11 protein-coding genes are annotated in these 15,774 nt (G+C 37.3%); 3 read left to right on the top strand and 8 right to left on the bottom strand.

Features of this window, described 5'->3' with window-relative positions; genetic code table 11:
• Positions 1-10: 10 nt before the first annotated feature.
• The gene (locus E1140_RS07250) at positions 11-1,501 is read left to right on the top strand and encodes a mechanosensitive ion channel family protein (RefSeq protein ID WP_425482006.1); all 1,491 of its coding nucleotides are present in this window, start codon (positions 11-13) and stop codon (positions 1,499-1,501) included.
• Here the strand turns inward: E1140_RS07250 and bioA are convergent.
• The 3 genes from bioA to E1140_RS07235 are packed head-to-tail and all read right to left on the bottom strand — an operon-like array spanning position 1,488 to position 4,499.
• Positions 1,488-2,774, bottom strand: coding sequence for an adenosylmethionine--8-amino-7-oxononanoate transaminase (bioA, locus tag E1140_RS07245; RefSeq protein ID WP_155180971.1), 1,287 nt, complete (start codon positions 2,772-2,774; stop codon positions 1,488-1,490). The genes E1140_RS07250 and bioA overlap by 14 nt on opposite strands.
• The gene (gene bioD / locus E1140_RS07240) at positions 2,761-3,375 is read right to left on the bottom strand and encodes a dethiobiotin synthase (protein ID WP_155180968.1); all 615 of its coding nucleotides are present in this window, start codon (positions 3,373-3,375) and stop codon (positions 2,761-2,763) included. Before bioD ends, bioA begins: the two co-directional genes overlap by 14 nt.
• Positions 3,375-4,499, bottom strand: a complete 1,125-nt coding sequence (locus E1140_RS07235; RefSeq protein WP_155180965.1) for an aminotransferase class I/II-fold pyridoxal phosphate-dependent enzyme — start codon at positions 4,497-4,499, stop codon at positions 3,375-3,377. The genes bioD and E1140_RS07235 overlap by 1 nt, the downstream gene beginning before the upstream one ends.
• Positions 4,500-4,554: 55 nt before the next feature.
• Between E1140_RS07235 and E1140_RS07230 the strand changes: the two genes are divergently transcribed.
• Entirely contained in the window at positions 4,555-5,535 is a 981-nt protein-coding gene (locus E1140_RS07230) for a lipid A deacylase LpxR family protein (RefSeq protein ID WP_155180962.1), read from the top strand.
• A 1-nt stretch (position 5,536) separates the two neighbouring features.
• Here the strand turns inward: E1140_RS07230 and E1140_RS07225 are convergent, their stop codons facing one another.
• Positions 5,537-6,397, bottom strand: coding sequence for an SDR family oxidoreductase (locus E1140_RS07225; protein WP_155180959.1), 861 nt, complete (start codon positions 6,395-6,397; stop codon positions 5,537-5,539).
• A 119-nt stretch (positions 6,398-6,516) separates the two neighbouring features.
• On the opposite strand from E1140_RS07225, the gene E1140_RS07220 reads away from it, so the two are divergent.
• Positions 6,517-7,464 (top strand): OmpA family protein, encoded by a 948-nt coding sequence (locus tag E1140_RS07220; RefSeq protein ID WP_155180956.1) that lies wholly within the window; start codon positions 6,517-6,519, stop codon positions 7,462-7,464.
• Between the two features lie 34 nt (positions 7,465-7,498).
• Here E1140_RS07220 and E1140_RS07215 read toward each other — a convergent pair whose 3' ends face one another.
• From E1140_RS07215 to E1140_RS07200, 4 genes are all read right to left on the bottom strand, one after another.
• The gene (locus E1140_RS07215; RefSeq protein WP_155180952.1) at positions 7,499-8,164 is read right to left on the bottom strand and encodes a hypothetical protein; all 666 of its coding nucleotides are present in this window, start codon (positions 8,162-8,164) and stop codon (positions 7,499-7,501) included.
• An 88-nt stretch (positions 8,165-8,252) separates the two neighbouring features.
• Positions 8,253-12,302, bottom strand: coding sequence for a reprolysin-like metallopeptidase (locus E1140_RS07210; RefSeq protein ID WP_155180949.1), 4,050 nt, complete (start codon positions 12,300-12,302; stop codon positions 8,253-8,255).
• Positions 12,302-12,757 carry a hypothetical protein gene (locus E1140_RS07205; protein ID WP_155180947.1) on the bottom strand — a complete coding sequence of 152 codons (456 nt, stop codon included), beginning with the start codon at positions 12,755-12,757 and terminating at the stop codon, positions 12,302-12,304. The genes E1140_RS07210 and E1140_RS07205 overlap by 1 nt, the downstream gene beginning before the upstream one ends.
• Before the next feature lie 90 nt (positions 12,758-12,847).
• Positions 12,848-15,774: WD40/YVTN/BNR-like repeat-containing protein (locus tag E1140_RS07200; RefSeq protein ID WP_155180944.1), on the bottom strand; the 2,927-nt coding region annotated here is incomplete at its 5' end.

The raw sequence follows: 15,774 nt of genomic DNA, 5'->3' as shown, positions 1-15,774 counted from the left end.
TTTAACACATTTGGAATATTTACAGACTGATAACTATTACCCATCAATTTCTAGTAAAGCATTAAACCCTGCAGATCAGAATGAAGATAGACTAAGTAAATTGGCTGTTAAGCTAAAGCAAATATTTGATGGTAATGGTATTTATATTGAACTAGAGGATATACCTAGAGAGGCAAACTTTCTGGATTCAGTTAGTAATAAAAGAAGGTATGTAATCAGCTCGAAATTACCAGATATTTATGTTGAGAAAGTTGGTAACCGATGGCTATATAGTACTAAAACAGTTAATAAAATAGAAAGTCTTCATCAACAGGTTTACCCATTTGGTACAGATAAACTTTTGGATTTACTGCCTCCAAGCAAGGGTGGTTTTAAGATTTTTGGTTTATGGGGTTGGCAGTTGCTTGGTATCCTGATTTTAGTGATTGTTTGCGTAATACTTCATAAAGTTTTTACGCTAGTGTTTGAGAGACTCATACTCCAGGCTTTGATGAGAATGGGCTATAGAAAGCTTGCTCATGAGGTGGTCATTCCGGTGGCCAAGCCTATAAGTTTTCTGGTGATATTCCCATTGTTGATTCTTTTTGTGCCGGTTTTACAATTGCCAATTGGCATGAGTAAGTATGTCATAATTGCTCTACAATCGATATGGCCAGTATTCGCAATAGTATTCTTTTATAGATTGGTTGATATTTTCTCCATTTACCTCTCTAAGCTAGCTGAGAAGACAGAAAGCACATTGGATGATCAACTTGTTCCTTTACTCAGGAAAGTGCTTAAAACGTTTGTTGTAATAGTTGGTGGACTATTTATTTTGGATAATCTAGAGTTTGATATCACTGGTTTGATTGCCGGTATATCAATAGGAGGTCTCGCTTTTGCCTTAGCAGCTCAGGACACCATCAAAAACTTCTTTGGCTCGTTGATGATATTTATAGATAGGCCATTTCAAGTTGGCGATTGGATAACCTCTGGCGATGTTGATGGCACTATTGAGGAAGTTGGTTTCAGATCAACCAGAATTAGAACATTTAGAAATTCTGTCATGTATATTCCGAATGGCGTGATTACCAATCAGATGATTGATAATCACGGTTTGCGTAAGTATCGCAGATTTATGACTAAAATAGCCATGACCTATGATACGCCTCCCCATTTGATAGATGTATTTGTTGAAGGATTAAAGAAGATCGTGGACAATCATCCAAAAACGAGGAAGGATTATTATGAAATCCACTTTAACGACATGGGAGCATCTTCTCTAGATGTGTTGTTTTATATTTTCTTTGATGTTCCGTCATGGACCGAGGAACTTCAGTCGAGACATGAAGTGCTTCTTGAGATTGTGAAACTTGCAGATCAACTTGGCGTTAACTTTGCATTCCCAACTCAGACTTTACACGTAGAATCTTTTCCTGAAAAGAAATCTAACTCTCCTGAGTATACAGAAAACAGCCCTGAGCTTAAGAAGAAGCTAGAAAGTTTTCTTAAGAAGAAGTAGAAGAATGTTTATTAAGTAATTCTTCAATTGCGGAGTATACAAGGTCAAGTTCCTCATTCTTAATAATGTATGGAGGAATGATATAAATAAGATTACCCAAGGGTCTTAAAAGTATGTCTTTTTCCAAAAAGAAAGGATAAAGCATATTTCGCATTTCACTGAAATAGGAAGAGTCCTTGTTTGTCTCGATTTCAATAGCGATCACTGTGCCTTTTGTTCTAACATCCTTTACTATCCGTTGACCTTTAATTCTTGATAGAAATCCTATATGCTTTTCAGCTATTCTTTTAATATTATCCTGACATTCCGGGGTTATAAGCAGCTCATAGCTAGCAACTCCGGCTGCACAGGCCATAGGGTTAGCGGTGTAGGAATGCCCGTGCAAGAATGTTTTTTTGAGGTCTTCTGAATTAAAAGCATCAATAATGTCTGATGTACAAGAAGTGGCCCCTAAAGCCAAAGCGCCACCTGTGAGACCTTTAGAGAGGCATATTATGTCTGGCTTGTTTACTAAATAATCTGAGGCAAATAATTTACCTGTTCTTCCAAACCCAGTCATAACTTCATCAGCAATACAAATGATATTATGCTCTTCTGCAATTGAAAGTAATTTATCAAGGGTCTCTGCACTATACATGCGCATTCCTGATGCTCCCTGAATAAGAGGCTCGAATATAAAAGCTGCAATTTCTCCTGATTCAGCCAGAGCTTGAAATGTTTGAATCACCTCTTTATCATTTTCACCATTTGGAAAGTCTATAAAATCGACTTCAAACAAATGTTCAACAAAAGGCTTTGTGAAATCACTTCTTTCACCAACGGACATGGATCCAAAAGTATCGCCATGATAAGCACCATCAATTGCTATGATCCTTTTCTTTTCCTCATCTTTATTAAACCAGTATTGAAATGCCATTTTAATTGCTACTTCCACTGCTGTACTACCGTTGTCAGAGTAAAAAACTCTGGATTGATTTGAGGGAAGAATTTTTAGTAATGACTCTGCTAGTTTTATGGCTGGTTCATGCGTAAACCCAGCGAATATCACATGCTCAAGATTTGAAGCTTGAGTTGCAATAGCCTTGGCAATATGTGGGTTTCCATGACCATGCAGGTTGACCCACCAAGAAGACACAGCATCAATAATCTTTCTGCCATCATCAGTATGGAGATAGACACCCTCAGCCTTTGTAACCATCAATGGGTCTGCTACACCTTTTAACGGAGTAAAAGGGTGCCATATTGTGCTTTTATCTCTCTCAATCCAATTCATTCCAGCTTTTCCTTAATTCTTGACTTAGCTTATCAATGACCTGATAGTCTATACTTTCTAATTGAGGAACCTTATAAATACAGGTCAATTTGGTGTAATCTAAAATAACATCTTCGGTAGCCTTATTTGCTGGGCCATTAAATATTATACCTTTTATACTATACCCACGACTTTTAATAAGATTTACGGTTAGTAATGTGTGATTTATACTTCCCAAATAGTTGTTTGAAATCAAGACAATTTCAGCGTTGAAATATGGTGCCAACTCAATCATCATTTCTTGATTGCTCAACGGCACCATGCAACCGCCTGCTCCTTCAATTATTAGGTTATTATTAGTGACAGGGAGTTTAATATCTTTGATTTTTAACTGCCTGTTTTCAATGGCTGCAGCAGCATGTGGTGAAGCAGGGGTTTCTAAGATGATATGCTCAGGATGAATGTATACTTCACCGTTTGTGAACTCCCTCACGGTCTCAGAATCAGTCGGGAACCCTGCTTGAATTGGCTTCCAGTAATCTGCCTTTAGGGCTTTGGTTAGTGCAGCGGCAATAAGTGTTTTGCCACTGTCAGTACCTATGGCTGTTATAAAATAATTCATCAATAGGTTGCTAAGGTATCAACCAATGAGGAAATTTCATCAGTAGAATTGTAGGAATGCAAACAGATTCTTAATCTTTCTTCACCTTCTTTTACCGTAGGCGCTAGAATTGGTCTAACGTCAAAACCTTTTGCAAGTAAGTGTTCACTTAATGACCTGGCATAATCATTACCTGGTGTTATTATTGTTTGAATAGGGTGATTGCTGATTGTTCTTGAAAACTGGCCTTTTAATTTCTTTTGAAACTTCCTCAGATAATGATTCACGTTTTCAAAAACCGCGTTTTGTATTCGGTTGTTATCAGCGATGTATCTCATTGTAGTCTGTATGGATAGACAACTATGTGCGGGTAACGCGGTAGTGTAAATAAAAGGCCTAGCAAAATTTATTAGATATTTAATTAACTCAACTGTTCCTGCTACAGCAGCTCCATGTACTCCAGGTGCTTTTCCGAAAGTGTAAATTCTACAAAAGATATCATTTTGCAGTCCATATAACTCTGATAAGCCACCACCATTTTTGCCATAAAGACCAGCAGCATGAGCCTCATCTACAATTAGATAAGCATTGTATTTTAATGATAATTTTACCAGTTCATTTAAATTGGCTTCATCCCCATCCATTGAATAGATGGATTCAATAACAATGTATTTATCTCCTGTCTGATCTTTACTTAATTTTTTCTCAAGATCAATGAGATCATTATGTTTAAATGATGTTTTAGATGCTAAGCCTAACCTTATCCCATCTTTGATACTCGCATGAGATAACTCATCATACAATATTATATCACCTCTTTGTGGAATTGAAGATAAAACGGCTAAGTTAGCATCATACCCAGAATTAAAAAGAAGTGTACTTTCGGCTCTGAACTGTTTAGATAGAAATTTTTCAGTTTCTTCAAATAGCTCATTATTTCCAGTAAGCAATCGAGAGCCTCCTGAACCATTTCTCTGATTATTTGATTTTAGGTGAATTTCATTTGCTAATTCAGCATTTCTAGCAAGACCGAGATAATCATTGGAGGAGAAATCGATTAGGCTATCAACCAGCTTAAGCGATCTTAAACTATTGTTTTCTTTTCTTCTTTTTAGCTGATCTAGGTGCCTTTTTGGCAATGTCATATACAATTATATTGTAGTTTTGAGCACTAAATTAGTTAAAATAAATCCACAGTTAATGAGGATAATTATTTTGTGTCTTTTAACAAGCTTGCTAGCTATAGGGGCTGAGGCACAAGTTACTACAAGATCTCATTCTATCGATCAGGAGTTCTCCATCCGCTATGAGAATGATATTGTGTTTTTTACTGATCAATACTATACTTCAGGGGCCGATATCAATTATGCTTTATTGCTAAAGAGGAAGAGCTCTTTTTATAAAATATTTAGATCCCGAACCTCAGATAGCTCGAAAGTTATAATTAGATTCAATTATGGACATAAAATTTTTACGCCTAGTAAAATAAAAGAGCCAGATGTGGCCAAAAGAGACAGGCCTTATGCAGGATGGCAGGGATTGACAATAGCTTTTACAAACTTCCCTGGAGAAAGTGTTGCAAATAGATACACTTTAGAACTTGGAGTCGTTGGAGAGAAATCTGGAATGGGAAATTTTCAGCAATGGTATCACAGACAAAATGGCATCACTACACCTTTAGGCTGGGAATATGAAATCGAGAATGAATTGGTTCTGAATTTGGGATATAACAGAAAGCAAAACCTGGTAACACGAAGGATTTGGGATTTTAATGGAGAGATTGACGTACAGCTTGGCAATGGGGTTAGTTTAGTGGGCCTTAGAATGATGGCTAGGTTGGGTATATTTAATCCCATAAACAATACTGCCTATAGTGATAGTCGCCTTTCTTCAAGTATTCCCGTGGTTGGCAACAATGATCGTGCAGAAATAGAAAGTTTTTTGTTTTTTGGAATAAAGGGAGATTATGTCCTAAATAACATTTTTATTGAGGGAAGTATATTCAATAATGATAGCCCGCACGTTGAAGAACTAGAGCATGGTTTAATAACCCAACAATATGGGTACATGTATTCAAACTATTATACCACTGCTGCTATAACAATATATAGATTAAGTCCTGAAATTGTAGGTGCTAAAAAACAGCACTATGTACGTTTGGCTTTATATCTGAGGTTTTAAATTATTTTTTGGATCTCATTTTCTCGAGCATATCCCACATTTCTGGGGTTACAGCTTCCAGACCATTAAATTCACCTGCGCCATGAACCCACTCACCACCGTCAATGGTTACCACCTCGCCATTAACGTACGAGGAATAATCAGACATGAGATAAGCTGCAAGATTTGCGAGCTCCTGATGTTCACCAAATCGTTTTAAGGGGATTCTCTTTAATGGGTCAATTTGCTCAGCAACTTCACCTGGAAAAAGCCTTTTCCAGGCACCTTCGGTAGGGAATGGACCTGGAGCAATGGCATTACTTCTTATATTATATTTGGCCCATTCTGACGCCAAAGATCTGGTCATGGATAAAATACCAGCTTTTGCGCATGCAGAGGGCACAACATAGCCCGATCCTGTCCATGCATATGTGGTAACAATATTTAAGAAAGTGCCAGCCTGTTTTTTTGCAATCCAGTTTTTACCAGTGGCTAAAGTGAAATTGTAAGTACCTCGCAACACTATATCAATAACAATGTCAAATGCTCTATGTGATAAGCGTTCTGTAGGACTTATAAAATTGCCCGCAGCGTTGTTCAACACTCCATTAATAGAACCAAACTTGTCTTCAGCTTTAGCTATTACATTTTCTATCTCATCATATTTCCTAATATCGCAAGCTACAGGCAGCACCTTGCCACCTGTTTCTTGCTCTAATTCTTCAGCAGCTTTTTCAAGGACTTCAATTTTACGACTTGCAATAACTAGGTTCGCCCCCAATTCCAGAAAGTATTTACCCATTGATCTACCCAGACCTGTACCTCCACCTGTTACAATTATTGTTTTATCCTTAAGCGCATCTTCTTTAAGCATTCCTGACATGATCAATTATGTTTGGTTAATAATTAAAGATATTCAACTTTTAGGAAGGGATATGGCCTACTGCATTTTTTATTTAACCAATCTATTAGTGATATTCGTAGAAATATAATTTTTTAGATATGAACAGAATCATTTTTTTGTTTTGTGGATTAGTAATTTTTTCAGCTTCATGTGTAACGCAGAAAAAATATGATGAACTGCTGTCGGACAAAATCAATTTAGAAACAGATTTAGCTAATAGTAGGGATAGTTTGGCAACGGCATTAAGTACCATAGAAAGGCTTAATGGTGAAATTGCGAAGTTAAAGGCAGATACTGCTTCGTTAGGTAAGAAGCTAAGAGCAACAGTTTCAGATTTGAAGAATTTAAGTGCTGATAAAAGTCAATTACAAACTAAATATAACAACCTGCTTAGTAATAGCGGTAAAATGACACAGGATTTAGCGGCACAACAAGAGCGCTTATTAGCCTTAAAAGAAAGCTTAGAGCAAACTAAAAGGGAAAATGAAAAATTAAGTGCTGACCTAGCCGTAAGGGAGGAGAAAGTTAGAGAGCTGGAGGAAATACTAGCCAATAAGGATAAGGCAGTTCAGGCACTTAAAGATAAGATTACCCAGGCATTATTGAATTTCAAAGAGAGTGACTTAACAGTGTCGGTAAAGAATGGAAAGGTATACGTATCGCTTGCTGAACAATTATTATTTAATTCTGGTAGCACATCTGTTGACCCAAAAGGAGTTTCCGCCTTGCAACAATTAGCAAAAGCGATTAAAGACCAAAAAGATCTAAATATAATGGTTGAGGGGCATACTGATAACGTGCCGATAGGAAGAACCTCTCAGTATATGAATGACAATTGGGATCTGTCTGTATTAAGAGCAACTTCTATCATTAGAATTCTTACCAAGGCCGGGCTGTCTGCTGATCAGGTTACTGCAGCAGGGAGGGGAGAGTTTGTGCCCGTAGAAGATAATGAAACAAAAGAAGGAAGACAAAAGAACAGAAGAACAGAAATTATTATTACGCCTGATCTTGACGAGTTATTTAGAATTTTAGATGGCAATTAAAGAAAAAGCCCAGATTTAAATCTGGGCTTTTTTGTTACTTCCCTCGTCTAGAAGAGGAAGTCCTGTCACTCACATATTTGGTTCTACTAGGTTTTATGTCCTCTCGTCTTTCTCTTTGATCTCGGTTAGAGCGACTTCTTTTATTTTCATCATAAAATCTATCTCTTCTTGTATAAGAATCACCTTTGCTGCTCCACTTACTCTTTTGATACTTATGATGGTTCTTACCGTTTTTATTATGGCCATAAGCATGTCCTTTACCATGGTGACCAGGTCCGTTATAGTGCTTATTCTTTACATAAGTAACATGGTTGTGTCCATGATGGTGATGTGAAGTACAAACATTTCTATAAGTTGTATAGTAATTGTTGTGGTACCCACAGCTATGACTACAAACATGATTATATAAAGGGTAATCCTGATAAACAGTTCTTCTACTTATAAAACCATCATTTCTAACTGTTACCTGAATGAATACATCTCCTCGTTGCAATACAACATCAAAATAATCTACTCCAACTCTTGCTACTCTTGAGGCGTGTACCATGTCATATCCATAATAATCATGGCTAATAATGGTCTGTACTCGGTTGGGAATTCCCCATCCTAATTCAAATCCAAAAGAGGTTGTAAAATGCTGAGCATTAACACCAACTGATATCCCAGCAACTAATCCGATTAATAGTAAAATCTTTTTCATGGCTCTACATTTTTGTTTCTGTAGAGGAAACATTCAATGATAGTGCCAAAAAAATGAAAATATATTTAACTTATTGTTAATCAGTATGTTAATGAGTGGATTTAATAACCTTTAAAATCGTGTTATTTTGATTTACTGAAAGTTTGATAATATAAATACCATCAGCCTGATTGGAAATGTCCAAGGAATATATTCCATTTTCATGTGATATGGCAACCGGGTTTACTAAGCTTCCAACCATGTCGAACAAATGAATTATGCTATTTTCAGGAGCCTTAATATTGAAGACTCCATTGCTAGGATTTGGGTATATGGAAATGGCTGTTTTTAGACGGTCTGCAGTATTTAGTACTAAACTGGATTCACTTACTTCATCAGAATATGGTGATTCACCACCGATGTTAAAGGCCTTGATACGATAAAAATATACGTCTGGCTCACCAAGAGTTAAATCCTGATATGATAATATATCAGCACTTAAAGAGTCTAGTAGCTCGAAGTTCGAATTATCGCCAACAGATCGCTCTAAAACAAAACCATCTTCATTATCAGCATTGTCAACCCAGGTTAGATTGATCCGTTCAAGAGAAATCAAATCTAAAATCAAATCATCAGGTGCAGCCGGAGGCAGAGGAAGTGTTTCAACGGTTAGTTCGTCTGAATATTTAGATTCTTTTCCACCTGATAGTGTTTTAACCCGGTACCTATAAATAGTTGCTGGGTCAACTGATTCATCGGTATATATTGTTTCACTTTCGCTAACTGAGATTAGAAATTCAAAAGAACCAGTTTCAGATGCCTTTTCGATAGTAAAGCTATCCTTAGAGTCATTGTCATCTTGCCAAGCCAAGGAAGCAGAAGTAGCTGTAACTTCAGTAGTCTCTAATCCGAACGGAGTTAGTGGAACGCTTATGACATCAACAATATTAGAATAATTCGATGTGTCTGTATCCAGAATGGCTACCACGCGATAATAGTAATTGTTGTCTAGGGATATTCCGGTATCTGTGTATTCAGTGATATCAGCTCCCACTTTCCCAATTTCTTCGAAAGAAGTATTGTCTTCAGTAGACCTTTCAATACTAAATTCGTGTTCATTATCTGAATTGTCCGTCCATGTTAGATTGATATCAGTGCCATTAACGATAACAGCCTTAAGATTACTTGGAGGGTTGGGCTTTTGATTTGAATTCTCGCCACATATTTCTAATGACCAACTTTGTAACGTGCCACCATCAAATTTGGCATTATCTGATATACTAAGTGTCCAGACACCATTCATTTCTTCTCCATTAAAGGCATTTAAATCTTCTATAGGCCTATAGGTATCTCCTGCTGTTGGAGGGCAATCAAACGATGAAATAGGAGATTGTTGATCGAAATTGAGATTAAAATTATCCTTATCACCACATATGGTGCTAAAAAGAATTACCTGAGTGCCAAGTGGAGATTTTAACGTTACCTCTAAATCCTCTAGAAAAGAATGGGTTCCACTCAAATTTATAATATTGACATCACCAATCTTTCCAGAACTGTTTATTGTAACCTCCGAAGTAATAGTGCTTGGATCGTCTGCGCTAATACTTTTTGGAATGTCTATACTAGTTGTCACACTACAAGATACAGTAGTAAAACTGCTGTTTTTAAATCCTGTTGTCTCACAGCCATTAGTACCGCTTACTCTCCAAAAGTATGTGGTACCTGCTTCTAGCAAAGGTGTTTTTAAACTTCCTGACGTAATGCTGTTCTCAGAAGCCACAATGTTATCAAACCCTTCATCTGTTGCTATTTCTATATTGTAGTTGTAGCTACTTGTTTCATTCCATATTAGCATTGGATTTAAGCTTACATCAATTTGGTTGTCTATTGGGTTTAGTATTTGAATAACATTATCGATTCCATCAAAGACTATTAATGAAATATTAGCCACTTTTTGTGTTTTACCATCACTAGCGGTTATTATAACAGGATAGTTGCCATTAGCACTTTGATTGGAGTTAGAAAATGTTAACATAGTTTCATTTCCTGGGGTAACAGGATTGCTACTAAATGATGCACTTAGTCCATCTTCAAGGCCCGAAACAGAAAGTGTTATCTCATTTGAAAAATTAAGAATACTTCCAATTAGGATAGAAATATTACTATCGGTTGAGCCACAAACTTCTAATGTTGCTGCATCAATCTCTAAAAAAAAATCTGGTTCTACAGGTGCTGTCACATTAATGTCAGCATCATTTATATCGAAGAAAATATTATCTGAAGCTTCAACCCTAATTCTGACATTTGATGACACGATGTCTGGAATAAGTACATTTTCAACCCCATCATTAGGAGTGTTTGATTTAAGTATATGACTAAATGTTAAACCCCCGTCATCTGAAAGTAGGATATTTACATTTTGGCAATTTATAGGAGCAGTGTCAGTATTGGCTACATCCCATAAGATTTCTGTATTGGACTGTGCGGTTAATTCTGAATTGGTGTTGAATGAGTTAATTACAAAGGGGCCTGCTGCTTCAGTAACATCAAAGGCTATCTGATCATAATTAACCCCACCTCCGCCAGATTTATTATCTCTAGCAGTTAATCTGAAAGTTAATGTTCTTGAATAGGTGGGTAACAACTCTCCTAGTGTCTGTGTATTATTCAAAATATCGGACAATTGTGGAAACGTTCTTGAAGGATTCGGTTGAGGTGTGAATGACCTAAATATTGGAGCATTTTCTAAAGGACTATCCGGGCTTCCCGCTGGACCTAGATCAAATTGTTCCCAGTTATAGGTTAGTTCATCTCCATCTGCATCAGATCCAATACCCGTCAAACTAAATGGTGTATTAATCGGAATGGTAAATCCGCTATTCCCGGCATCAATTTCTGGAGGAGTGTTACCAGTTGATGTAATTGTACCACATGAGCTACCTGACCCATTAACGGTGTAGTTTAATATTTCATCATAGCTGATGGTATGGAAGTATGCGTCACTATTGTTTTGCAGATCCTGAGGAGAACATATGCCAGCATAGCCAAGAATGGTTGAGCCGCTTCCAGGCTCATATGCTGTTGACGGGTTTCTGTTATCACCTGAACATGAGCTTGCAGTGCCATTAAAAGTATGATTAGCACCTAATTGATGACCTATTTCATGAGCTACAAAATCAACGTCATATGGATCTCCTACTGGGTTGTTTGTTCCAGTTACACCTGAAGCTTTTCTTCCTGAAATACAAGGCCCCGTTCCTGCTAACCCACCTGGGCTTGTAGAAAATCCATGGCCTACATCATAGTTAGCATCTTCAATAACAAGGTCTATGTTAGCCTGTACTTGATCAATATAATCTGACTTATTTTCGTTTGTATACGGATCGGTGTCAGGGTTTATGTAAATCAGTTCATCGGTATTGTCTATCAGTTCAAACCTTATTGACACTTCCTTTTCATAAATACCGTTAACTCGATTCATTGTAGTTGCAATGGCGCTTAACGCGTCAGATACTGTTCCGCCTTGGAATATAGTGTATTCTCCAGTGGTGGTGATTGCCAATCTATAGGTTCTTAATTCAGTTCCGCTTGCTCTTGAATTGTAAGTCTGTTTTGACGACAAGTTAACTCTAGAACTTTTTATTCCATTTTTATTTAATAATTGGTCATCAGTAATTCCAGCTTTGCTGTAGGCTTCAAAGTCTTGTTTGTAGTAAACTTGGTGGGTTGTGTTGTTTTCTTTACTTATAGGATCAATAAACACGGTTCCTTCCTTTGTAAATAACATACCATGAAAACCTGCGGAGGTAAGGTCAACTTTACCATGAATTTTGCCATCTAAGCTGATAGCTTCAAATGTTTGGATTTCGGGATACTTTGCAGATAGACCAGGAGGTAAGAGGTTATTGGGGCTAAGTGTAAATTGCTTGAGCTCACCATTGGCAAGCGGCAGGTTTACAATTCTAGAAGATGACTCAGAGATACCCTTTAATTTATTTATCAGTATTTCTTTTTGTAACTCATAATTTAAGCTCTTAGTTACTGGAATGCTTGATCTTAAATTTGTATTTGATTTGACAGGCACCCATAATTCATCACTTTGGCTATATGAAGTGTTTGCTAAGAAGATTGTAGTTAATATAAAAAGTGTTATTCTCATTAGTTATTGTTTTGCTCAAAATACGGATTTTTTGAATTTTCATTAGCGTCACCTTTAAAATAACACACATATTCTTCACCTCCTTTTTTCACAGGGTTTATAAAGTAAGTTTCTGACCCCGTTTTGATCATCGCATAAAAACCAGATGGGTTAATATCAATTCTTCCTGAGGATACAGTTTCAGAATTTAAAACTTCATAGGAAAGTATCTCTGGAAATTTCTCTGCTAACGCAGGTGACATCGTAGATGAGGATTTAATATTAACAACCAATAACTCACCTAAGGGGGATGGTATTTCTAAAGCATTATTATCTTCAACTGACAACTTGAGATTGTCGATATCCAGGTTATAAGCTTTGAACTTTGCAGGAAGATCATTTTCATTGGCAGATATTTCAGGAATCTCGGTCCAATAGGCATGGGTAGAAAAAGAATTGGTGCCTTTACAACTCATTAGAAAGAGAAATAAAGGCACCAATAAAAATATTTTTGAAAATTTACACATCACGAATTTATCTCTAAAATTCGTCAAGTGTAACCATATTTATTCAATTATAACAGCATCAACATCTTTTTGCTTCACCATTTTGTTAAATGCCGGAATCTCTGTTTCAAAAATAACTTTCAATTTATCCAGTTCCTTATCGATCTCAGCAGTAATTTCCTTCTTAAATGCAACTGCCTGATCAGTAGGCTTATAGTCACCCATAGCTTGTAAAGAATTTAAATGACCAAGCTTATTGTTCAATCTAATAGGGAAATTAAGTGGATCCTGACCGCTTCTGTTTTTGGTCTGGTAAAGAGCCTCTTCAATAGTTTTCATGGACTTTAGAATTTCACCGGATTTTTCTTTGATATCCTTGTATTCATCGCCATCCATTTTAGATGTTACCAGTTTAATTTGCTCTCTGGCCGTTCTTATCTTCTTAATGGAAAGGTTAGTCTCAGAAAGCTTAGCAATCACTTCATTAAGGAAGTCGAATTGAGCTTTAAGGTCTGCAACAGAAGAAGATGATCTTGGGTCTTTAAGAATGGCAAATGACTGCTCCTGAGCTTTTCCATTTACCTCAAGTTTAACTTTGTAAGTTCCAGGTACTGCCTTTGGTCCATTTAATGAAGCCCACCATAATATCATACCATCAAAGCCTTCCGCTCCTGTATATCTCATATCCCAAATGAAACGGTTCATATCCGGCTTGATATCGAGCTTACCTTCTTTGGCTTCTTTATCAGGGAAGTTACTGAAGGTTCTTATTGCTTTACCGCCTTCTTCCATAAAAGTCATTCTTACAGTATCAACCTTAGAAGTATCCTTAAGGTAATAATGAACCATTACTCCACCAGGGTGATTTTCTCCTGAGGTTTTAGGATTTCCGTAGCTGGCTCCACCCATTCTATAGCTATCCATAGGTTTGAAAAGGAAGCTACTAGATGATTTCACCTGATCACTTAATTGATGAAGTGGCGTGAGGTCATCTATTAACCAGAAGCTTCTTCCTTGTGTGGCAGCAATAAGGTTGTCATTTTTTATAGTAAGGTCAGTGATTGGTACTGTTGGCAGATTTAGCTGAAATGGCTTCCAACTTGTACCATCATCAAACGAAATATACATTCCATTTTCTGTACCGGCATATAAGAGCCCTTTTCTTTTAGGATCAGCTCTTACAACTCTGGTAAAATGTTCAGAAGGTATTTCTGATGTTATTTTAGTCCAGGTTTTACCATAATCTTTGGTTTTATATAAGTAAGGAGAGTAGTCGCCCAATTTATATCTTGTTCCGGCTATGTATGCTCCTCCTTTTTCAAATGGATCAATGTCAATGCTGTTGATCATCATCCATTCAGGCATTCCTGCAGGAGTAACATTTTTCCAGTTTTTACCAGCATCAGTTGTAACATGTACTAAACCATCATCAGAACCTGTCCAAATCAACCCTGGTTCAAGTGACGATTCGTTTATAGCAAATATTGTAGCATAATACTCAACACTAGTGTTATCCTGGGTAATTGGTCCACCAGAGGATAGTAGCTTTGTAGAGTCATTTCTTGTTAGGTCAGGACTTATAATTTCCCATGACTGGCCTTCATTAGTTGAAACATGTACATGCTGTGATGTTGTATATAATTTCTTAGGGTCATTTGGCGAGAACATAATAGGGAAGTTCCACTGGAACCTGTATTTGAAATCGATAGCCCCATGTCCCATAGGATTGTCTGGCCAAACATTCACCGCTCTTACTTCCTCTGTCTCATGATTGACTCTGGTTAAAAAGCCATCATAACTACCACCATAAACAATATCATTGTTTTTAGGGTCAACAGCTATATGAGCGCTTTCTCCACCTGCGGTTGACTCCCAATCGCTTTCACCAATACTTCCGCCAGAAGTTCTGTGTGCAATTCTTACTGTCGAGTTATCCTGCTGAGCGCCATATATTCTGTATGGAAAATGATTGTCAGTAGTAACTCTGTAAAACTGAGCTGTTGGTTGGTTGTGGTAGGTTGTCCAGTTTTCACCAGCATCGAAGCTCACCTGGCCACCACCGTCATCAGCTATAATCATTCGCTGGTTATCTTCTGGTGCTATCCAAAGGTCATGATGGTCACCATGTGGAGCATTTGATGTTTGATAGGTCTTTCCTCCATCTTTAGAAACATGGTATTGAACATTCATGACATATACCATGTCTTCGTCCTGAGTGTCAGCATATATTTTAGTATAATACCATGCCCGTTGTCTCAACTTTCTTTCATCGTTAACTTTTTTCCAAGTCTTACCTGCATCATCAGAGCGATATACCCCTCCGTCATTATTTTCTATAATAGCCCAAACCCGATTTGAATTTACAGGCGATACTGTAACCCCTGAAATTCCCCATACACCTTTAGGCAGGCCTTTATTTTTGCTGATATTCTCCCAGGTATCTCCGCCATCTGTACTTTTCCATAAGGCAGAACCCTCGCCACCACTTTCAAGGCTATAAGGTGTTCTTCTTATTCTCCAAGTTGAAGCATAAAGTATTCTTGGGTTGTTTGGATCCATGATCAAATCCACAACTCCTGCATCAGCATTGGCAAATAGAATTTTATTCCATGTTTTGCCGCCATCATTACTTCTGTATACACCTCTCTCAGAACTTGACTTATACAAGTCACCTAATACAGCTACATATACTAAATCAGGGTTTTTGGGATGTATTCTAATTTTTGAGATATGTCTTGAATTAGGAAGACCAATGGACGTCCAGGTTGTTCCTGCATCTACTGACTTATACATTCCTGAACCTGAAGAAACATTTCCACGAACGGTATTTTCACCTCCTCCAACATAAATTACATTGTTGTCCCACTCACTTACAGCCACGGCACCTATAGATCCACCAAAGAAACCATCACTAATATTTTCCCACGAGTTGCCGGCATCAGTAGTTCTCCAGACGCCACCACCTGTAGCACCCATATAGTATAAAT

The sequence above is a fragment of the Fulvivirga lutimaris genome, assembly GCF_009711525.1.
GTDB classification, from domain to species: Bacteria; Bacteroidota; Bacteroidia; order Cytophagales; family Cyclobacteriaceae; genus Fulvivirga; species Fulvivirga lutimaris.
Note: the sequence above shows the minus strand (reverse complement) of the source record. Positions and strands in the feature narration are given on the sequence as shown.